Raw genomic sequence first — 21,486 nt, 5'->3', positions numbered from 1 at the left:
GTCATGGCGTCGAGCGCGCCAAACGGTTCGTCCAGCAGCAGGATCTCGGGCCTGACCGCCAACGCCCGCGCAATACCAACGCGCTGGGCCATGCCGCCGGAAAGCTGCGACGGCAGCGCCTCTGCAAAATCGCTGAGGCCAACGAGATCGACGTACTGATGCGCACGAACCCGCGCATCAGCCTTTTTCAAACCACGATTCTCCAGCGGAAATGCGACATTATCCAGCACCGAAAGCCATGGAAGCAGCCGTGGCTCCTGGAAAATTACGGCGCGATCAGCTCCTACGCCCTGGACAGGGCGGCCATCAATCAAAACCTCCCCCCTATCGGCATCCTCGATCCCGGCGAGCACCCTGAGCAAGGTGGTCTTGCCCGACCCCGAGGCTCCTACAATCGCCAGGCTTTCGCCGGGACGAATATGGTTGCTCACTCCCTCCAGAACGTTGAGATGACGGCCATTGATCGAATAGGACTTCGAGAGACCCTTGATAGTGACCTCTCCGCGCGCGGTTAATTCGGCGGCATTCATCGCGCATCTCCTCAGTTTGAGGTTACGGCGAATTTCGCCGGATCGTAGAGAATGTCTTCTGCCTTCAACTGGCCCGGTCCAAGCACACCGCCGCGTACGAGGATGTCGATCCAGAACTGCAAATCCCGGATGATCGGCTTGCCGCCCTCACGCACGCCATAGCCGGCGAAATACTGCGCGATGTCTCCGTTCTCACCGCGTGCGGCGAGCACCTTGGCAATGATCGCCTTGGTCTCCTCAGGATGAAGACGAGCATATTCGAGTGCGGCTTCGGATTTCTCGACAAAAATCTTGGCCGCCTGCGGGTGCTCCTTGATCCAGTCACGACGCAGAACAACGAAACCGCCGGCGATTTCACCCAGCACATCGGTGTCGCCAAAGACCTTCTGGAGCGGGCCGTTCTTCAGAGCGGCCCCCTCGAACGTCTTCGGCCAGAATCCGAAAGCGGCAATATCGACTTGCCTGGATCTCAAAACCTGCTCCAGTTGTGGACCGGGCACCACGACGAGCTTCGCCGAATTCTCGGGCAGGCCGACCGAATGGAGTGCCTCACGAACCGCATAATCCAGATGAGCGCCGAGCGTGTTGACGGCAATCGTCTTGCCCGCAATATCCTTGATGGATCGGATCGGGTTCCCTTCCAATGTGTAGAATATGCTCTGGGTCGTCTTGTTAATGCCGTTCGAGGCGTAGGCTGCCACGAAGTCGTTCCCGCCGGCAACGGAATTGAGGACCGCCGCCGTTGCGGCGCTGCCAAGCTCGACGTCGCCGGAAGCCAGGGCAAACAACGAGGCCGGACCGCCCTGCGCGTAACCGACGCTCTTCAGTGTGATGCCGGTGTCCTTGAAATAGCCGAGTGCGTCCGCCAGTTCATGCGCGGAAAGGTCGCCCTGACTCGCAAGGAAGCGGATGGTGACCTGCTCCGGCTCGGCCGCGAAGGCAAGGCTGGTCGGGCCGGTGAGAAGCAGGCCAGTTGCGAGCGCAAGTGCACTGCCGAAAGTACGGCGTGATATAGGCATGATGAACTCCGTTGATTGTTATATGAAGGTTCGGCGTTGACGAGGCTTCAGTCCTTGACCTTGGACCAGCGGCATAGCCGGGCCTGAAGGAGTTCGAGAATGAGATTTGCCGACAGACCGAGAAGGGCGAGAAGAAGGATCGCCGCAAACATCAGCGGGATCTGGAAATTGTATTGGGCGTTCATCACCTGGAAGCCGACGCCGGAATTGGCCCCGATCATTTCGGCCGCGATGAGCAGCAGAAGCGCCGTCGTCGCGCTCAGGCGAAGGCCAACGAAGATTTGCGGCAACGCAGCCGGGAGTACAACCCGGCGGAAGATGGTTAGTCGCTTTGCGCCGTAAACCCGCGCCATCTCCAGAAGCTTGGGGTCGACCTGCTTTACGCCGCCAATGGTGGCGAGCAAAACCGGAAACAACGTCGCCCAGAAGATCACGAAGATCTTCGACGTCTCGCCAAGACCGAGCAGCAGAATGAAGACCGGATAGAGCGCAAGTGCGGATGTCTGCCGGAATAGCTGAAGGATTGGATCGAGACTGCGCTCGATGATCCGGATCTGCCCCATGAAAAGGCCAAGCGGAATGCCCAAACCGGCGGCCGCGCCAAAGGCTATCCCCGCGCGCTCAAGACTGATGAGAATATCGGCCGAAAAACTGCCAGCGGTGATCCCGTTCCAAAGCGCGACCAGTATGGCGCTAAGCGGCGGCAAGACCGCCCGGTTGGTCCAGCCGAGCGATGGCGAAACTTGCCAGAAAACGGCAAACGCGATGAGAAGCCCGTAGCGGGACAGAAAATTCCGCAGCACGTCAAGCACCCCTTTCAGAGGGTTGCTTTGCCAAACCGACGCTGTTTCGTAGTTATGCAATATGACTTGCTGGTCACTGTCTAGTGCCATCGGATGTCTCCTTGTCCCGTTTCGACTATTCAGCGGCTTTAGTGTGTGAATTGCTCCAGCGCGTGTGCGGGAACGGCAGGCCGAGATTTTCGCGCAATGTCCTGCCCTCATAGACCGTGCGGAACAGACCTCTGCGCTGCAGTTCGGGGATGACCAGATCGACGAAATCGGTCAGGCCGGTCGGCAGCCAGGGCGGCAGAATGTTGAAGCCGTCAGCCCCTTCAGATTCGAACCACTCCTGGAGTGTGTCTGCGATCTCAACGGCGGATCCGACGATGGTAAAATGACCGCGTGCGGAAGCGATCCACTGGTAAAGCTGCCGGATCGAGAAATGGTTCTCGTCGGCAATCTGGCGGATCAGATGCTGACGGCTCTTGAGGCCTTCGGTCGGCGGTGCCGGTGGTAAAGGTCCATCGAGATCGATGCCAGCAAGGTTGAGCTCGCCGCCGCTGAGTGCGTTGATCAACGCGAGGCCGTCTTCCTCGACGATCAGGCTTGTCAGGCGGTCATATTTCTGGCGCGCTTCGGCCTGCGTCCGGCCGACAAAAGGTGAGACACCTGGCATGACCAGCACATGCGATGGATCACGACCGTAGCCTTGCGCGCGGGTCTTGATGTCCCGATAGAATTCCTGTGCGGTCTCAAGCTTTTGATGTGCCGTAAAAATGACCTCCGCCGTCGCCGCTGCCAGATCGCGTCCGTCATGGGACTGGCCGGCCTGCACGATTACGGGATGTCCTTGCGGCGAGCGGCTGACGTTCAGCGGGCCTTCGACCTGGAAATGCTCACCACGATGGTAGGTGCGATGGACTTTATTGATGTCGAAATAAATGCCGCTATCGCGATCGCGGATGAAGGCATCGTCTTCGAAGCTCTCCCAGAGCTTCTTGACGACAGAAACGTGTTCGGCCGCCCTTCGGTAGCGCGCGGCATGGGGTAGCTGCTGGTCGAGATTGAAGTTTCGCGCTGCGGCTTCCGTTGCGGTCGTCACGACATTCCAGCCGGCTCGACCGCCCGAAATGAGATCAAGTGAGGCAAATTTACGCGCGATGGAATAGGGTTCTTCATAAGTTGTAGACGCGGTCGCGATGAAGCCGAGATTCCTTGTGTGCGACGCAATTGCCGAAAACAACGTTACGGGTTCAAAACCGACAACTCTTGCGTTGCCGCCTTCGACCCCGCCCCCAAACGCAATCGCGAGCCCGTCCGCCAGAAAGTATGCGTCAAAAAGGCCGCGCTCTGCTTCCTGTGCGAGTTCGATGTGAAACTTCAGATTGACCGCTCCATCGAGGGGCTGGTCTGGATGCCGCCAGGCCGCAATGTGCTGGCCGCCGCCTGGCAAGAATGCACCGAGCTTGATTTGTCTTTTCACGAGTCCCTCTCAAGGTTCATGATCGCGGCGCTGTTTCAAAGGCTCGATCAGTATATCGCCTTACGACATATATTCTGGATAAAATCTACAAAATTGATAGACTAACCCTTGTGACTGATGGCGTTTCACGGGAATTTTTTTCTAAACTGAACCTAAAACGAACAAGATTCGGGTCGGCAGGGCCGCCAGCGCGAGTGCGCAAGGCACGCGTGTTTCACGAGCCGATCACAGGGCGCCGGCACGATCAAAGCGTCCGAGAGGCAACAATTCGCGGGGGTAAATGCCACTGATGGTCATCAGAGGTTGGCAGCACGACATGCGAGCAGGGTTTGGCCTCCGACGACGCGGAGATAAACCGCTTGATCTGAAGGTTATTTTTGCGCATTCAATCATGCGAGGATCGTTGATTGAGTGTCAAATTGCAAATTATGAATGGCCGAAGCTTCACGAAGGTCGAAGCGCGTTCACCCTATTCAGAATTGTGAAGGCAAGGTAATTTGTGGTCAGACGCCCTGTGAAACCGAGCAGCCTCAACGTTCTCGTCATCGATGAGAATAGCATCCGCGCATCCATTATCGAGATAGGCCTCCGTGAGGCCGGCTATGACGATGTGACGATCATCGCAGACATGAACGGCCTTGCCCGACGCATCATGGAGATCAATCCGGATGTCATCGTCATCGATATTGAAAACCCGAACCGCGACATGCTCGAGAGCATCTTTCAGATTTCGCGCGCGGTGAAACGTCCCATTGCCATGTTCGTCGACAAATCGGACGAGGCATCGATCGAAGCGGCCGTCGAGGCGGGCGTTTCGGCCTATATCGTCGACGGTCTCAAGCAGGAGCGGGTTCGTCCCATCCTCAAGATGGCGATCGCCCGGTTCAACGCATTTTCACGCCTCAGCCGCGAATTGGAGGAGACGCGCAGCGAGTTGGAAAGCCGAAAGGTCATCGACCGCGCCAAAGGACTGCTGATGCGGTCGAGGGGGCTTTCCGAGGAGGATGCCTATGCCTTGCTGCGGCGAACAGCGATGAACCAGAACCGAAAGATTGCCGAGATTGCCCAAAGCCTTGTTACCGCAGCAAACCTGCTCGATCCGGGGACCGACGCATGACCAGTAGACACGACATCACCGCCGGCTTCCTTCCACTGCTCGACAGCGCTCTGCTCGTCGCGGCAAAGGAAAAGGGCTTTGCCGAAGAGCACTCGATCAACCTCAAGCTTGTTCGTGAACGATCCTGGGCGACGATCCGGGATCGATTGGCGGTCAGCCATTTCGATGTGGCTCATATTTTGGCACCCATGCCGATTGCCTGCAATCTCGGACTGACCGCGCCGGCGCCGCAGATGGTCGTCCCGATGGCCTTAGGACTTGGTGGCAACGCGATCACGGTTTCCCCCGCTCTCTGGCGGCAGATGGCCGATCAGGGCGCCATCGCGGACCTGGGCGCCCGAACAAGTGGATTGGCTCTACAGCGGGTGATCGCTCGACGCCAAGGCGACCGGATACGGTTTGGCGTCGTTCATCCCTATTCAGGCCACAACTACGAACTGCGCTACTGGCTGGGAGCGAGTGGGATCGATCCCGAACACGAAATCGAGACCGTCATTCTGCCTCCACCGGATATGGCAGATGCCTTAAATGCTGGTGTCATTGATGGTTACTGCGCTGGAGAACCCTGGAACACGCTCGGCGTCCTCAAAAGCGAAGCCCATATCGCAACGGTTAAGGCGGCAATCTGGAAGTCTAGCCCGGAGAAAGTCCTTGGCGTCAACGATCGATGGGCTGAACATCATCCGGAAGCATTGGATGCCCTTCTCAAGGCGCTCTATCAGGCGTCGCTCTGGTGCTCCGATCCCGGAAATCACGAGGAACTTGCGCGGCTCTTGGCAACATCTCCCTATGTTGACCGACCGGCGGAAAGCATGCAGCCTGCCCTGAGCGGCAGGTTGCTAATTGGCGGCGGTCGGACACAGATCGTCGAGGATTTTTTTGTTCCCAGCGCCAAGGCCGCGACATTTCCCTGGAAAAGTCACGCCCTCTGGTTTTACACGCAAATGGTTCGATGGGGGCATGTCGAACACACGGCAAGCCACCAGGAGATCGCCGGTAACACCTATCGGCCCGACCTCTACCGGAGCGCACTGAAGGCGCTAGGCGTTGCCCTTCCGTCTGCAAACTCCAAGGTCGAAGGCGCCCTGCGCACTGAAACGCCAGTCGGTTCCACGGGCGCTTTGATACTCGGGCCGGATGGCTTCTTCGACGGTAGCCTCTTCGACCCCGATCAGGTCACCGCCTACATTGCGAGCCAAACCACCATTTAACAATGTGCACATTTTATGCGCATTGCACAAATTTTTGATTGATTGCTGTGCGCCTGGATTGGCTTGCCGCTGGCAAAATTCAGTAAAAAACGTGAAAACAGGCACTTAGAGAATCTGGCACGTGCCTTGCATTGTTTTAAGCAGGCCAACAAGCCACGATTTTGGCGTCCAACGACGGGCGCCCCCAGCAAAGCCGCTGTTTCAGGATATCCCGTGCACCTCGTGGTGCGTGTCCTGATCAGCGGCTTTTTGTTTTTAACCCAGCGATTGATCGGCACGACCTTGTCGGGCCACGGAGAAGCCATGTCTTTTTCTGAAAACGCACAGTCCATGTCTGCCGGCGAACCAGCCAGAGCCTTGTGGGTGTCCACGATTGCCTTCACGCTCTGTTTTGCCGTCTGGACGATCTTTGCGATCATCGGCATTCGCATCAAACAGGATCTCGACCTCGATGAGGCGCAATTCGGCCTGCTGGTCGGCATTCCAGTCCTGAGCGGATCGCTGGCTCGTGTCCTCCTTGGCGTATGGACCGGGCGCTATGGCGGCCGCTTGGTCTACACACTGACGATGTTGGGGGCGGCGCTAGCGACCTTCCTTCTGTCCTATGCCCACACCTATGCCCAGATGCTGATCGCCGGGCTGGGTGTCGGCCTTGCGGGCGGCTCTTTTGCTGTCGGCATTGCCTATGTCTCGCCTTTCTTCCCGCCCGAGAAGCAGGGAACGGCGCTCGGTATTTTCGGCGCCGGGAATGTGGGTGCTGCCGTCACGAAATTCGCCGCGCCCTTCGTCCTTGTCGCATGGGGCTGGCAGGCTGTCGCAGAAATCTGGGCTGCGGTCCTTGCCGTCATGGCTGTCGTCTACTGGTTCACCACCAGCAACGATCCGGCGTTCCGCGCCCGCCGTGGAGTAAAGTCCGCGCCCAGGAACCTCTGGCAGGAATTCGCGCCGCTGAGGAATGCCCAAGTCTGGCGTTTCTCGCTCTATTATTTCTTCGCCTTCGGCGGTTTCGTCGCCCTCTCCCTCTGGCTGCCCCGCTATCTCGTCGGCGTCTACGGCTTCAATCTCGAAGTCGCCGGCATGGTTGCCGCCGCCTACTCCATACCGGGCAGCCTCTTCCGCATCTTTGGCGGCGTGCTGTCGGACAGGAAGGGCGCGCGTGGCGTCATGTATGCCGTGTTTGGGGTCTCGGCCGTCGCGACCCTCATTCTGTCGCTGCCGGCGGCAGGAAACAGCCAGGCGTTGGGCATCACGCCGGCCGTCTTCATCATTGTCATTTTCGTGCTTGGCTTCTTCATGGCGCTCGGCAAGGCGGCCGTCTACAAGCATATCCCCGCCTATTATCCGGACAGCATCGGCGCCGTCGGCGGCATCGTCGGAATGATGGGCGGTCTGGGCGGTTTCGTCCTGCCCATCGCCTTCGGCTTTCTCAAGGACATAACCGGCCTGTGGTCGAGCTGCTTCCTGCTGCTCTTCGCGCTCGTCGTCGTCTCGCTCGCCTGGATGCACCTGTCTGTCAGGCAGCTCGATCGTAGGGCGCCTTCCACCCAGACCGTTACCGCCGCCTGATTTGAGGATATGAAACCATGACTGAGAAACTTGTCATCATCGGCAATGGCATGGCGCCCGGGCGCATGCTGGAACACCTCTTCGAACAGGCACCTGATCAATACCAGGTGACGATCTTCAATGCCGAACCGCGTGTCAACTACGACCGCATCATGCTGTCACCGGTCCTGTCCGGCGAAAAGACCTATGAGCAGATCGTCATTCATGGCGACGGCTGGTATATCGATCACGGCATCACCCTCTACAAGGGTCACAGGATCGTCGCGATCGATCGTACGGCAAAGACGGTGACCTCGGACCATGGCGTCGTCGAAAGCTACGACAAGCTGGTGATCGCTACCGGCTCCGTCCCCTTCATCATCCCGGTTCCCGGCAAGGACCTGCCCGGCGTCATCACCTATCGCGATCTCGATGACGTGCAGGCGATGCTGCTTGCCGCCCAATCGCGCGAAAAGGCCGTCGTCATCGGCGGTGGCCTGCTCGGTCTCGAAGCCGCGGCGGGGCTTGCCCAGCGTGGCATGGACGTCACCGTGCTGCACGTCATGTCGACCTTGATGGAGCGCCAGCTCGATCCCGCGGCCGGCTATCTCTTGCAGAAAGCGGTCGAGGAACGCGGAATCAAGGTCATCTGCAAGGCCAATACCAAGGCGATCATCGGTGACGGCAAAGTCGAGGGCATCGAATTGGATGATGGACGCATCATCCCGGCGACCCTCGTCGTCATGGCCGTCGGCATCCGCCCCAGTGTCGGCCTTGCCAAAGAGGCTGGTCTCGCGGTCAACCGCGGCATTGTCGTTGACGACGGCATGCAGACGTCGGACGGCAGCATTCTGGCACTCGGCGAATGTGCCGAGGTGGGCGGCATGGTTTACGGCCTGGTTGCACCGCTCTACGAGATGGCCCGTATTGCCGCAGCGCATCTCTCCGGCGATCGCTCGCCGGCCTTCGTACATGCGGATACGCCGACCAAGCTGAAGGTCACCGGCATCGATCTCTATTCCCTCGGCGATTTCGCCGACGGCGACGACCGTGAGGAGATCGTGTTGCGCGACGCCTGCGCGGGCGTCTACAAGCGCCTTGTGCTCAAGGACAACAAGATCATCGGCACCGTGCTTTACGGCGAAACTTCCGATGGCGCCTGGTTCAACGACCTGAAGAAGAAGGCGACCGATATTTCGCAGATGCGCGAGACGCTGATCTTCGGACAGGCCTATCAGGGAGGGTCGCCGCTGGACCCCATGGCGACCGTTGCAGCCTTGCCGGATGACGCGGAGATCTGCGGCTGCAACGGCGTCTGCAAAGGCAAGATCACCTCGACGATCCTGGGAAAGGGCCTGACGTCGCTGGACGACGTTCGCGCCCATACCAAGGCTTCCGCCTCCTGCGGGTCCTGCACCGGCCTGGTCGAGAAGCTGATGGCGCTGACGCTGGGCGACAGCTACAATCCGAAGGCCGTGCAGCCGATGTGCACCTGCACCGAGCTTGACCACGACGACGTCCGCCGCCTGATCAAGGCCAAGGGGCTGAAGAGCATTCCCGCCGTCATGCAGGAACTCGAATGGAAGACCTCCTGCGGCTGCGCCAAATGTCGTCCGGCGCTCAACTATTACCTCGTCTGCGACTGGCCTGACGAATATGCCGACGATTACCAGTCGCGCTTCATCAACGAACGCGTCCATGCCAACATCCAGAAGGACGGCACCTATTCGGTGGTGCCACGCATGTGGGGCGGGGTCACCAATGCGAACGAGTTGCGCGCCATCGCAGATGTCGTCGACAAGTTCGAGATTCCGATGGTGAAGGTCACCGGCGGCCAGCGCATCGACCTGCTCGGCATCGAGAAGGAAGATCTGCCAGCCGTCTGGGCCGACCTCGGCAAGGCCGGGTTCATTTCCGGCCAGGCCTATGCCAAGGGGCTTCGCACCGTGAAGACCTGCGTCGGTTCCGATTGGTGCCGCTTCGGCACCCAGGATTCCACTGGCCTCGGCATCCGCATCGAAAAGTTCATGTGGGGGTCCTGGACGCCGGCAAAGCTGAAGCTTGCCGTATCGGGATGCCCGCGCAACTGCGCGGAGGCCACCTGCAAGGACATCGGCGTCATTTGCGTCGATAGCGGCTTCGAGATCCATTTCGCCGGCGCCGCCGGCCTTGACATCAAGGGCACCGAGATCCTTGGCCTTGTGAAGAGCGAAGACGAGGCACTCGAGCATATCGTCGCACTGACGCAGATGTACCGTGAACAGGCCCGCTATCTCGAGCGCATCTACAAATGGGCAAAGCGCGTTGGCCTCGACGAAATCCGCCGCCAGATCATCGGCGATACCGAGAAGCGCCAAGCCTATTACCAGCGCTTCGTCTTCAGCCAGAGCTTCGCACAGGTCGACCCCTGGTCGGAACGCGTCTCCGGCAAGGACAAGCACGAGTTCAAGCCGCTGGCGACCATCGGCTACCCGCAGGCCGCTGAATAAGGAGATGGATATGAACTGGATCGCAATCGGTGACATCGCGGACATCCCGCTGCGCGGCGCACGCTGCGTGAAGACGCCGCAAGGCAGGATCGCCGTGTTCCGCACGGCGGACAACGAAGTTTTCGCGATCGAGGACCATTGCCCGCACAAGGGCGGGCCGCTCTCCCAGGGCATTGTCCATGGAAGCGCGGTCACCTGCCCACTGCACAACTGGGTGATCTCGCTCAAAACCGGCAGGGCGCTCGGGGCCGACGACGGCGGCGTCCGGACGATCCCGCTCGAGCTGCGCGGCCGGGAAATCTTCATGGCGCTTCCCGCGGAGAAGCTGATCGCAGCCGAATGATCACTCCATTGCAATCACCACAAAAAGGGGACCACATGTCATACGTTCAACCGACCGAATTCGTAGCAAAGATGATCGACGCCGGCGAGGCGAAGGTCTTCATGTCCACCCGGGACACCTTGATCCGGGCTTTCATGGCGGGCGCCATCCTGGCTCTCAGCGCCGTCTTCGCCGTAACGATCTCAGTCCAGACCGGGCAGCCGCTTGCCGGCGCCATCCTTTTCCCGGTCGGCTTCTGCCTCCTTTACCTCATGGGTTTCGACCTCCTGACCGGCGTCTTCACCCTCGCGCCACTCGCCCTGATCGACAGGCGGCCGGGCGTGACGGCCGGCGGCGTGCTTCGCAACTGGGGCCTCGTTTTCACGGGTAATTTCGCCGGTGCGCTACTGGTTGCGGTAATGATGGCAATCATCTTCACCTTCGGGTTTACGACTGCACCCAGCGAGGTCGGGGAGAAGATTGGCCATATCGGAGAAGGCCGCACGCTCGGTTATGCCGCGCATGGTGCAGCAGGCATGCTGACGCTCTTCATTCGCGGCGTGCTGTGCAACTGGATGGTCTCGACCGGGGTCGTTGCCGCGATGATGTCCACCTCAGTCTCCGGCAAAGTCATCGGCATGTGGATGCCGGTCATGCTATTCTTTTATATGGGCTTTGAGCATTCCGTCGTGAACATGTTCCTGTTTCCGTCCGGCCTGATGCTCGGCGGCAATTTCTCGATCATGGACTACTTCGTCTGGAACGAGATCCCGACCGTCATTGGAAATCTGGTCGGCGGGCTGACCTTCGTCGGTCTGGCGCTCTATTCCACCCATGGGCGCAAGCAAGCCGCATCCAATGGTCGGCTGGCCGGCCCCGCAGCCGTTCCCGCGGAATAACCAGATGAACACCGCAGCCGCTGGGACCGGAATATGGACAGTTCCGTCCCCCCAGACCTGCCTCTATTGCGACCTCGGCTACCACTGAGCCGCCTCCAGTAAACTCAACGCCGGCAGCGACTATGGCTCTTGCCACGCTAAAATCATGGAGATTTTCGATGAATGTTTTGCGGCGCTCGCGGAATGACAACCCGGCGCGCATGGAACCACTGGCAAAGCTCCCGGTGTTCTGGGCGCTGGAAGGCAAACGTGTCGTCATAGCGGGAGGCTCGGATGCCGCTGCCTGGAAAGCCGAGCTGCTAGCGGCCTGCGGCGCGCTTGTCGAGGTTTATGCCGAGACACTGACTGAAACCTTTACGGCACTTCTGGCACGACAGCCGGAACATCCCTCGGCGAGGCTTGTTTATCATCCAATGCCCTGGAAACGGCATGACCTTGTAGGGGCAGTGCTTGCGATTGCGGATTGCGACGACGATGCCCAAGCAAGGCTGTTCTTCGACGCCGCCCGCGCGATGGGTGTCCCGGTCAATGTTATCGACAAGCATGCCTACTGCCAGTTCCAGTTCGGCTCGATCGTCAACCGCTCGCCTGTCGTTGTCGCCATCTCCACCGATGGAGCAGCACCCATTCTCGCGCAATCGATCCGGCGCAAGATCGAGACGCTGTTGCCGCGCAGCCTGAAGACATGGGCCGCGCTGGCGCTGTCGATGCGCACGCGGATCAACGACCTCCTCGACACCGCCGCAGCACGACGAAATTTCTGGGAGCGATTCACTGACATGGCGTTCGAGGGATCAGCGGCTCCACGCAGTGACCGCGACCTTGTCCTAGCTGCCCGCAATCTGAGTTGCGCCCCGGCTGCTGGCCGAGTAACCCTGGTTGGCGCCGGTCCAGGAGATGCGGAGCTTCTGACGCTGAAAGCGGTCCGCGCCTTGCAGGCCGCTGACATCATTCTGTTCGACGACCTTGTTTCGACCGAAGTGCTGGAACTCGCCCGCCGCGAGGCCAGGCGCATGCTGGTCGGCAAACGCGGTGGCCGCACGAGCTGCCGCCAGGAAGACATCAACGAGATGATGGTGAAACTCGCCAAGGCGGGCAAACGTGTCGTGCGCCTGAAATCCGGGGACCCGATGATCTTCGGCCGCGCGGGAGAGGAGATCGCCCATCTCGATCGCGAGAATATCCCGGTCGACGTCGTCCCCGGTATTACGGCGGCGAGCGCGATGGCCGCGCGTCTCGGCATTTCGCTTACCCATCGGGACCATGCCCAATCCGTCCGCTTCATCACCGGGCATTCCCGCCACGGCGGGCTGCCAGCGGATGTCGACTGGAGGACCGTCGCCGACCCTCGCACGACCACGGTGTTCTACATGGCTGGCAGGACGGCGCCGTTGATCGCCGATCGGTTGATCGCCGAGGGCCTGACACCCTCGACGCCGGTCGTGATCATGAGCGATGTAAGCCGTGCGACACAGGCCGAGTGGCGCGGAACGCTGGCAATCGCGTTGGACGGCATCGCCGCCATCGGCTCCGATAATCCCGTCCTGATCGCAGTCGGCCAGGCTCTTGCGGCACGCACGCGCATGATGGAGGATTTAGACGGTCTTGTAAGGCAAGTTTCGATGACGGGGGCCCGCTGATGCAGGGGCAAATGCTTGCACCGGCCTTCCTCGTTCTGGCCGTCACCCTCAGCTGGCGGCGGTTCGTCAGCATATTCCGGCCGAGCACAGATGCTGCGATGGCGACATCCCCGTCCACGATGATTGCCAGCGCCACGAGCCTTTCTGCCTTCGGATTGGCTTTCTCGGGAAACGATCCGTGGCTAGGCGCCTTCATCGTGGTCTTTGGCTCGCTTCTCGGATCGGTAATGCCGGTACGGGCGTCTGCCATGTCGGTTGCGCTGTCTGCTGCAAGCCTGGCACTCTATCTGGAACTCAGTCCCGTCTTTGCCTAGGGTTGCGGTAGCTGTCCTTCGCCCGAGAGTTCATCTCGCAACTGCTTTCGGCACCAGCCTGGCCACAGCATATCCTGGTGCTGGTAAAGAGCCCGCTCCGCCCCCCCGGTGAAGCAGTCTTCGCTGGTGTGGCGTGGTGGCTTAGCCGCGAAGGTCGAACATAATGCCGTGGAGCAGCTATGCGACAACCGTACATCGGAAGGACCGGGCCAAAACTGCGGATTGGGCGGCTTCAGACGTAAAAGCGTGTGCAAAGCGCTTCGGTCAATCGGGTCAGTAGACATCCCTCACATATCGTTTTGAAGCCGAAAGCTCTTTCACATAGTTCTCCGCCATGTCGCTGCTCATGTTCCCATGATAAGCGATAATTTCCTTGAGCGCTGCATCGACATCCCTGGCCATGCGGCTAGCATCGCCGCAGACATAGAAATATGCACCCCGCTCCAGCCATCGGAACAGTTCTGCGCCGTATTCTCCCATCCGGTGCTGGACGTAGATCTTGGCATCTTGGTCGCGCGAGAAAGCAAGGTCCAGCCGCGTCAGGTGACCGCTCCTCGTCCAGCGTTCCAGCTCGTCACGGTAGTAAAAATCGATGGCCTGATGCTGCTCTCCGAAGAACAGCCAGTTTTTCCCCCTCGCACCGCGCGCCTCCCGCTCCTGCAGGAACGCCCGGAAGGGAGCAATGCCTGTTCCGGGTCCGACCATGATCGCCGGTGCATCGGGATCGTGCGGCGGCCGGAAATGCGCCGACGGCTGAACGAAAATGGGAACGGCAATATCCGCTGCGCGGTCGGCGAGAAAGGACGATGCGGGTCCCGCCCGGCTCACACTTTCATTCGCATATCTGACAACGGAAACTGTCAGGTGGACTTCCTTCGGGTGCAGCTTGGAACTCGACGATATCGAGTAAAGCCGTGGTTGCAGGCGTTTCAGGTTGTCGACGAGTTGCTGCGCTCCGATTCCGTATGGCGCCAGCGCGACGATATCGGCAATCTGCTTGCCCCAGAGCCAGCGCGAAATATCCTCACGCGCGCCGGAGAGTATTTCCGACAGCGCTTTGCTACTTGAAACGGAAGCCCACCATTTCAGGAAGTCGGTACTCGCCCTCCCGATCTCGAAATGCTTCCGAAGCGCCTCCGCAAGCGGCAATTCCCCCAATCCCTCGACCGAAACCGGGTTATCGGCTTTGAGTTTCAGTGTCGTGACGATCTCATCGGCCAGTGTCGGACAATTGATCGGCCACACTCCGAGCGCGTCGCCGGCCTCGTAGCTCAACTCCCCCTCGCCGAGATCCAGGACGAATTGCCTGACCTCCTTGGAGCCCCCATCCGATGTCAGCCGTTTATTGACCAGCAGCCTGGATGCGTAGGGTGCTTTCCGGCTGAACGTCTGCTTCGATGGAATGCTAACGGCGGCGGGATCGGACGTAGCGACGATGCATCCGGCTACATCGGAGGAGGCGACCCCGTTCTCAGTCGATTGCAGCGCCATGGCGATGCGGTCTGCCCAGGATGCGACGGGTGCCTCATAGTCCGGCTCGCAGTCGACACGTTCGGCGAGGCGTTGGGCACCAAGCGCTTCCAACCGCTGATCGAGCTTGCGGCCAAAGCCGCAAAACTGATCGTAGTTGCTGTCTCCGAATGCACAAACCGAATACCGAAGGCCCTCAAGACGCGGCGCCGGCTCCTCGCTCAAGGCTTTCCAGAAGTCCGCACCATTATCCGACGGATCGCCGTCGCCGAACGTGCTGACAAAAAACAGGCAGGTCTTCGCCCCGGCAAGATCGCAAGGGGACAACGTCTCCAATGCTGAGAGACGAGGCTTTTTGCCTTGCGCCTCAAGGCGCTTTGCAAAATTCGATGCGGCGGTCTCGGCATTGCCGGTCTGCGACGCCCATGCGATCAGAACGATAGGATCCGTTGCTTCCACCGGGGATACGATGGCCGGGCCGGTTGGTGACGGGACAATAGTCCCAGGCCGCGCGCGGGTTCGCGAAAACAGCCCTGCCAGCATGCCATCGATGAGCAGCCGGCGCTCGGTGGTCAGCGGCGCGTTTTCGGGAAGCACTGGAACATCGATTGAACGATTGACGATCCCGGCGTTCAGCCCCGTCATGAACCCCTGCAGATAGACCTGTTCCGAAGGAGTAAAGACCGGAACAACGGCAAGCGCTAACCCAGTTATCTCACTCAAGGCGGCAATCTCGGACCTGGTGTCGAGCTCGGCCCCGGTTGCCGTCTCGCGGCGAGGCGTCACAGCGATATTCATCTGGTGCTTTTCCTGTTCATTCTTCGAAGGGGTGGCTTTTTCGCTGAGGCGCAGAGCAACCGCGGTAAACTTGAACTCCGGTTGCAAGGACAGCGGATCGACCGCGTCGCTGGTGACGGCATTGATGGCGAGGCTGTCGCCGAACGTGTCGTTCCAGTGGAACGGCGCAAAGCAGGTTCCTGGCCGCACCCGCTCGGTGATGATGGCGGGAAGGAGCGCCTTTCCCCGCTTCGAACGGATCTCGACCCGGTCCTTCTCCCCGATGCCCAGTTCCGCGGCGTCTTCGGGATGGATTTCAACAAAGGGACCGGGATTGAGCTTGTTCAGCGTCGGGACCTTGCCGGTCTTCGTCATGGTATGCCATTGGTGTTGCAGGCGACCGGTGTTGAGCACAATTGGAAATTCAGGCCCCGGCGTTTCAGCCGGTGCCATATGTGGTCGGGGGAAGAACGCAGCCTTGCCGCTAGCCGTGGCGAAGACGAGCCGGGGGAGCGTTCCATCCGCTGCGAGTTTGCGTTCCTGGCTGACACCGTCGTTGATATAGCGGATCGGGTTTCGACCGTCGGACTCAGCTGACGCCACCGGCCATTGAAGCGGTGACTGGGTCAGGCGATCGTGGCTCGCTCCACGGATATCGTAGCCGGTCTTGGGATTCCACGCCTGTTTGATCTCTTCGAACACCTCAGCTGAGGAGGCATAATCGAATGCTTCGGCAAAACCCATTTCATGGGCAACCCGCGCGATAATCAACCAGTCCGGCAGGGCTTCCCCTGGAGGTTCAACCGCCTTGCGCGTCAGCGTCATGTTGCGCTCGGAATTGATCATGACGCTGTCGCCTTCGGCCCAGAGCGCGCCGGGCAAGAGGATATCGGCGTAGATATTGGTTTCGGTGTCGAGATAAGCGTCCTGCGTCACCACCAACTCGGCGGCCTTCAGTGCCCTTACGACATTGTCGCGGTTGGAAACGGTCGCAACCGGATTCGTGCAGATGATCCAGCAGGCCTTGATCGCGCCGGCGGCCATCTCCTCGAACATACCGATCGTGCCGCCGCCCGCCTCGGCCCGCAGGCTGCCGCGCGGGATTTTCCAGAGGTCTTCCGTGAAGGCGCGGTCCGCTTCGACCAGCGCGGAGCGCTGGCCGGGCAGCCCCGGCCCCATATAGCCCATTTCCCGGCCGCCCATCGCGTTCGGCTGGCCGGTCAGGGAAAAGGGACCGCTTCCCGGCCGGCAGATCTTGCCCGTGGCCAGATGCAGGTTGCAGATCGCATTGGTGTTCCAGGTGCCGTGCGTGCTCTGGTTCAGCCCCATCGTCCAGCAGCTCATCACCTCCGTCGATGTGCCGATCCACTCGGCGGCCTCGACGATGTCGTCAACGGGGATCCCGGTGATCTCGGACACTTTTTCCGGCGGATATTCCGCCAGGAAATCGGGCATCTGCTCGAAGCCCTCGGTGAATTCGGCAATGAAGGCGGAATCCGTGTGACCGTCTTTGACGATCAGGTGCAGCAGGCCGTTCAGAAGCGCGAGATCGGTCCCCGGCTTGATCTGCAGGAACAGGCTTGCCTTGTCGGCCGTGGCGTTCCGGCGCGGATCAACCACGATCAGCCGCGCGCCCTGCTTGACGCGGTCCATCATGCGCAGGAACAGGATCGGGTGACAATCGGCCATGTTGGCACCGATCACGAAGAACAGATCGGCCTTGTCGAAGTCCTGATAGGAACCGGGGGGACCGTCGGAGCCCAATGAAAGCTTGTAGCCACTGCCGGCGCTCGCCATACACAGCCGGGAATTGGACTCGATGTGCTTTGTCCTGACGAAACCCTTGGCGAGCTTGTTGGCGAGATATTGGGCTTCCAGTGACATCTGACCGGAGACGTAGAAGGAGACGGCATCGGGACCATCGCGTTCGATAATCGTCTTCAGTCGCCGCGCAGTCTCGCTGATCGCCTTGTCGACCGATACCGGAAGCTGATCCTGTCCGCGCGCAGGACGCACATGCGCCTTGTCCATCCGGCCCGATTCGGCGATGGCCTGGCCGCAGGTGTTGCCCTTGGTGCAGAGCCGCCCGAAATTCGTCGGGTGGGTCTTGTCGCCAGACACTTTGACCACCCTGTTGTCCCTGACCTCCATCACGATGCCGCAGCCGACACCGCAATACGGACAGGAGCCCTTGACCGTCTTTGCCGTGGGCATCAGAAAACGCCTTTCGGCTGCGTCAGGATTCCGAATTCTTCCATCGCCGGGACGAAGTTGTCGTTGTCATGCCCCTCGCGGGCCAGCTTGAGCAAGGCAAAGCGCTGGAGATTGGTCAGTCCCTTCCAGTGATCCGCTGACGGAGGAGCGACGCCCTTGGAAGTCGCCTGCGCCCTTACGACCGGCGGCACTTCGGTCACGATGCTCCAGGCCACTTCCTCGTCAAGTCCGATCTGACGGGCGGCCTCCCCGGTACGGTTGCGGATGACGTCGGTGAGCCTGTCGCGGTATGCTTTTACTTCAGCGGGCGTCTCGCACGGTTGCTCCAGCAGCCATCGGCGTTCCATGCGCTCGAAACCGCTCCACTGGCGCAGGGAAAGCTTGATGCCGGCAATATCCAGCTTGAACCGGACGGCCATTGGAATGCAGCGAAGATTGTCGGCGAAGTCCTTCTCGAATTCGAACGTTGCAAGACGGTCGTTCATGACCGCCTCCCGTTGGCTGTCAGATGATTGGCAGGCATCCCGCTTTATCCCTCACGAACAAGACCGATCCGGTCTTGAAAAAAGCCCAAAAAACAAAAAAGCCGCAGACCGGAAAATCCATCTCCGGGAGGAGACGAGTTTCAGATCAGCAGCTTTGCTATAATCGTCCGCCGTTGGACGCTATGTCAGTCGCTCAAAGCGACCCGCAATTCCGATGCAACAATCATGCCAGCTCTCGGAGCGCCGACGAGCATTGGCGAATTGAGCGTATTCTCTCCGGTTACCAAGAGATGCTGCCGTGAAAATTTGCATTCACGATAAGCTCAGCGGGCAGATGCCCGCCATTTAGGCCCTCTCGACATTTTGAGCTCATTCCCACAAGCATCGCTTTGCCCGAAAAGTGACGTGCGGTGTGCCGGCTATGTGGTCATGCTTACGATGGAAAATCTCAAGCTTGCGGATCACCGCCGGGAGAGTCGACTGCGTGCCACTACAGACTTCGCGGTCCGCGCAAATGCTTTTTCTTTGCAAACGTCGCGAAGAAGGAAGCATCTCGGATCAGAATACAGCAAGAGCTTTCGATGTTGACGACGACCAAGCGGAATTGCGTCATGCGCCCCTGCGTCGCGCTCGTCATCTGCCGAGGCATTCTGTCAAGATTGTCATCCCCACGAATGATCAAATCGGCATTCGATAGCCATAGAATTCATGATCTTCATTATAGCCGCCTTGGCCGGCGCCGAGATCGACGAAGTCCGCGACGAATTCGATTGCCGCAATCCACTTGACCATCTTGAAGCCGAGTTCGTTCTCGCAGCGTAGCCGCAGCGGTGCGCCATGTAGGACACTAACCGGCTCGCCGTTCATCTCGTAGGCAAGAATGGTCAGTTCGTGACGCATGTTTTCGATCTTGTGCACGTCGTAGTAGCGGCCGCCCTCCGCGCCGTCGGCCAGGGAATAGAACACAGCATAACGCGCTTCCGGCAGCGGCTTGACCAGGGCGAGAACATCCCGCATCGGAACGCCGCCCCACTCTGCGACCCCTGACCAGCCCTGAATGCAGAAATGCGTCGTGATCTGCTCCTGCTTGGCCATGGCCTTGAGGTCAGCCAGTGAGAACTCCTGCGGCGTCTTGACCAGGCCGTCGACTCGTAGCCTGTAGCTGGCGAAGTCCTCGGCCAAGAGATCATCGAATTCTTTCGAGCTCGGCATCGTCCCGTTCGGCCAGAAATAGGGAGAGATGTCCTTCTTCGTGAGTTGCGAGCGCGGATCCCATCCTTCGGCCAGTCCCATCAACCAGCCGGTCATGAATGCACCCGTGCGCTGCACAAGACGCGCGTAGTGGAGGGTGAGGGGCGAGACGATGAGCCAGGACGTAATCATGATGGCCATCGCCAGGAGAAACAGCGGAAACCCGGCCCAGGAGGCGTTATCGACACCTGCGAACATGTGGTTGGTGTTCTGGCGGATGCCAGTGACGAACACCATGGCGCCATGCGCCAGAATGAAGGCGACGAACCAGGCGAACGAAATGAAATGCACCGAACGCATCATCTGCCGGTTGAAGATGCGTCCTAACCATCCGAGCGCGTTGGAGATCGCCGGGCTCTGCATCAGGCCGGTGACGATCGAGACGGGCGCCGCGACGAAAACGGTTATGAAATAGCTGAACTGCTGGAGCCCGTTGTAGCGGGTCCAGCCTTCGTCTACTGGAAAGTTCAGCGAGGCATACTGTATGGCCGTGGAAAGCGCCGCCGGAAAGACCTCCCAGGTCATTGGCACGAGCCGGCGCCATTGGTCGGTCGAAAACAGTAGCGCGTAAAACGCGATACCATTGATCAGCCACAACAGGTTGACCGAGAAGTGCCACCAGCGCGACAGGCCGAGTGTGTGACGAAGGCCGGGAATGCCGAGCCATTTCGGCAGGGTGACGGAATCGTCCTTGGCGGTCCAGATGCGGCCCTTCGGCACTGGCACCTGGAAGCGGAACCAATCGCTTCCAGGTGTGCAGTCGCGGCCCCAATAGAGGCGCGGATGATCGGCCAGTATCTGCAAGCCGGCCCGCATGATGAACAGCATGAAGAACATGTTCAGGAAATGCTGGAGCTGAAGCCACCACGGAAAGCCCGAGTCGACCGACGGCGCCGATTGCGCGATGCCGGGATGATTCTGAATGAAGGCTGCCACGCTCGGCAGTTCGCGCAGGCTTTGCGCCAGCGCGATCAGGCAGAGCAGCACCGCCGCACCGATGGGTAGTGCCCAAAGCGTATTGAACCAGCGGCTCCCGATCCGGATGCGGGGGAAAATCCCTTGCTGGGGCGGCATCCAGTGATCGATACGGATGCGATCGTCCGCGTCGCTGAGGTTGGCGCGGAGCAGTTCGGGTGAAGGAGATTGAGTTCTCTCGGGCATCGGATGATCGCTTTCGTTTCGATCGCGCCTGACGGACGCGTCAGTCGCGAAGCTTGGTCAGCACCGAGCCTTTATGGAAGGCGACATGTTCGGTCTTGCTGCTCTTGATCTCGTATTGCGGCTTGTCCGCGGTCGCATGATGCGTATAGCCGTTGACGTCGAAATTGCGAATATGGATACGAATTACCGTGCCGCTGACCCGCCCAGCTTCGGAATTCCAGGTTACATGATCGCCAATTTTGAATTGATCCGCCATGGGTAAATCTATCGCAGGCGTTGTCACGGTACCAAACAGCCTTTCGGTGGACGCTCCAACCCAAACCAACGGCCGAGAGCGGCTTTCGTTCCGGTCAAAAGGACAATTGCTCCCAAGAAAATTCGTTCGGGAAGGCATCTTGGTTTCCGAAACACGCCATCCCGCTCGATTCGCGATCGATCCGGCAGTCATCTCGAGCCGCTCCCAGCCATTCTCAGAACAATAATTCGGTCGTGCAGCTAGCGCCTGATTGATACCCGCTTACACCGCGCGCCTATTCCTCCCCACATTTGAAGGCCCCGAAACAGCCCGTTTGCGCGCCCGGCGGCGAAGACGTGCAGAGCTGCGGATTGCCGAAATCTCCACCCCCGAGTCTCGGCGTTTCCGCGGTTTCGGTCAGTTCCGAGCAGAGCGGGCAATTTCTGTCGATGCGATGGTCGGGCCTCAACGGAAACCACGCACAGCAGGCTCGGATAGCAGCCAATTTACCCTAGAGGTAAATCGTCGATATCGCTGAAAGC

Annotated in this window: 16 protein-coding genes; 8 read left to right on the top strand and 8 right to left on the bottom strand. The window is 59.8% G+C overall.

Features of this window, described 5'->3' with window-relative positions:
* The 4 genes from ACQZ6J_RS25285 to ACQZ6J_RS25270 all read right to left on the bottom strand — a co-directional run.
* The coding region (locus ACQZ6J_RS25285) for an ABC transporter ATP-binding protein (protein WP_449086138.1) at positions 1 to 530 on the bottom strand (530 nt) is incomplete at its 3' end.
* Positions 531 to 541: 11 nt separating this feature from the next.
* Entirely contained in the window at positions 542 to 1,549 is a 1,008-nt protein-coding gene (locus tag ACQZ6J_RS25280) for an ABC transporter substrate-binding protein (protein WP_449086137.1), read from the bottom strand.
* Positions 1,550 to 1,596: 47 nt separating this feature from the next.
* Positions 1,597 to 2,442 (bottom strand): ABC transporter permease, encoded by an 846-nt coding sequence (locus ACQZ6J_RS25275; RefSeq protein ID WP_449086136.1) that lies wholly within the window; start codon positions 2,440 to 2,442, stop codon positions 1,597 to 1,599.
* A gap of 25 nt (positions 2,443 to 2,467) precedes the next feature.
* Positions 2,468 to 3,814, bottom strand: a complete 1,347-nt coding sequence (locus tag ACQZ6J_RS25270; RefSeq protein ID WP_449086135.1) for an LLM class flavin-dependent oxidoreductase — start codon at positions 3,812 to 3,814, stop codon at positions 2,468 to 2,470.
* Between the two features lie 514 nt (positions 3,815 to 4,328).
* On the opposite strand from ACQZ6J_RS25270, the gene ACQZ6J_RS25265 reads away from it, so the two are divergent.
* From ACQZ6J_RS25265 to ACQZ6J_RS25230, 8 genes are all read left to right on the top strand, one after another.
* Positions 4,329 to 4,931: an ANTAR domain-containing response regulator gene (locus ACQZ6J_RS25265; RefSeq protein WP_449086134.1), complete on the top strand. Its 603-nt coding sequence runs from the start codon at positions 4,329 to 4,331 to the stop codon at positions 4,929 to 4,931.
* Complete coding sequence (locus ACQZ6J_RS25260) at positions 4,928 to 6,142, top strand: CmpA/NrtA family ABC transporter substrate-binding protein (protein WP_449086133.1); 1,215 nt, start codon at positions 4,928 to 4,930, stop codon at positions 6,140 to 6,142. The genes ACQZ6J_RS25265 and ACQZ6J_RS25260 overlap by 4 nt, the downstream gene beginning before the upstream one ends.
* Before the next feature lie 303 nt (positions 6,143 to 6,445).
* Positions 6,446 to 7,708, top strand: coding sequence for an MFS transporter (locus ACQZ6J_RS25255; protein ID WP_449086132.1), 1,263 nt, complete (start codon positions 6,446 to 6,448; stop codon positions 7,706 to 7,708).
* Between the two features lie 17 nt (positions 7,709 to 7,725).
* Entirely contained in the window at positions 7,726 to 10,176 is a 2,451-nt protein-coding gene (gene nirB / locus ACQZ6J_RS25250) for a nitrite reductase large subunit NirB (RefSeq protein ID WP_449086131.1), read from the top strand.
* A gap of 4 nt (positions 10,177 to 10,180) precedes the next feature.
* Positions 10,181 to 10,519: a nitrite reductase small subunit NirD gene (gene nirD, locus ACQZ6J_RS25245; RefSeq protein WP_449086130.1), complete on the top strand. Its 339-nt coding sequence runs from the start codon at positions 10,181 to 10,183 to the stop codon at positions 10,517 to 10,519.
* A 35-nt stretch (positions 10,520 to 10,554) separates the two neighbouring features.
* A complete protein-coding gene (locus ACQZ6J_RS25240) occupies positions 10,555 to 11,397 on the top strand; it encodes a formate/nitrite transporter family protein (protein ID WP_449086129.1) in 843 nt (280 codons plus the stop codon).
* A 158-nt stretch (positions 11,398 to 11,555) separates the two neighbouring features.
* On the top strand, positions 11,556 to 13,037 hold the full coding sequence (gene cysG, locus ACQZ6J_RS25235) for a siroheme synthase CysG (RefSeq protein ID WP_449086128.1): 1,482 nt from the start codon (positions 11,556 to 11,558) through the stop codon (positions 13,035 to 13,037).
* Positions 13,037 to 13,351, top strand: coding sequence for a hypothetical protein (locus tag ACQZ6J_RS25230; protein WP_449086127.1), 315 nt, complete (start codon positions 13,037 to 13,039; stop codon positions 13,349 to 13,351). Before cysG ends, ACQZ6J_RS25230 begins: the two co-directional genes overlap by 1 nt.
* Before the next feature lie 273 nt (positions 13,352 to 13,624).
* Here the strand turns inward: ACQZ6J_RS25230 and ACQZ6J_RS25225 are convergent, their stop codons facing one another.
* The 4 genes from ACQZ6J_RS25225 to ACQZ6J_RS25210 all read right to left on the bottom strand — a co-directional run bounded on the left by ACQZ6J_RS25225 (position 13,625) and on the right by ACQZ6J_RS25210 (position 20,965).
* Entirely contained in the window at positions 13,625 to 17,812 is a 4,188-nt protein-coding gene (locus ACQZ6J_RS25225; protein ID WP_449086126.1) for a molybdopterin-dependent oxidoreductase, read from the bottom strand.
* Positions 17,812 to 18,297, bottom strand: coding sequence for a nitrate reductase associated protein (locus tag ACQZ6J_RS25220; protein ID WP_449086125.1), 486 nt, complete (start codon positions 18,295 to 18,297; stop codon positions 17,812 to 17,814). The genes ACQZ6J_RS25225 and ACQZ6J_RS25220 overlap by 1 nt, the downstream gene beginning before the upstream one ends.
* Positions 18,298 to 18,975: 678 nt before the next feature.
* Positions 18,976 to 20,709 (bottom strand): molybdopterin-dependent oxidoreductase, encoded by a 1,734-nt coding sequence (locus ACQZ6J_RS25215; protein ID WP_449086124.1) that lies wholly within the window; start codon positions 20,707 to 20,709, stop codon positions 18,976 to 18,978.
* 40 nt (positions 20,710 to 20,749) lie between these two features.
* Positions 20,750 to 20,965 (bottom strand): DUF2945 domain-containing protein, encoded by a 216-nt coding sequence (locus ACQZ6J_RS25210; RefSeq protein WP_449086146.1) that lies wholly within the window; start codon positions 20,963 to 20,965, stop codon positions 20,750 to 20,752.
* Positions 20,966 to 21,486 lie beyond the last annotated feature (521 nt).

Source organism: Rhizobium sp. A37_96 (assembly GCF_053521765.1).
Note: the sequence above shows the minus strand (reverse complement) of the source record. Positions and strands in the feature narration are given on the sequence as shown.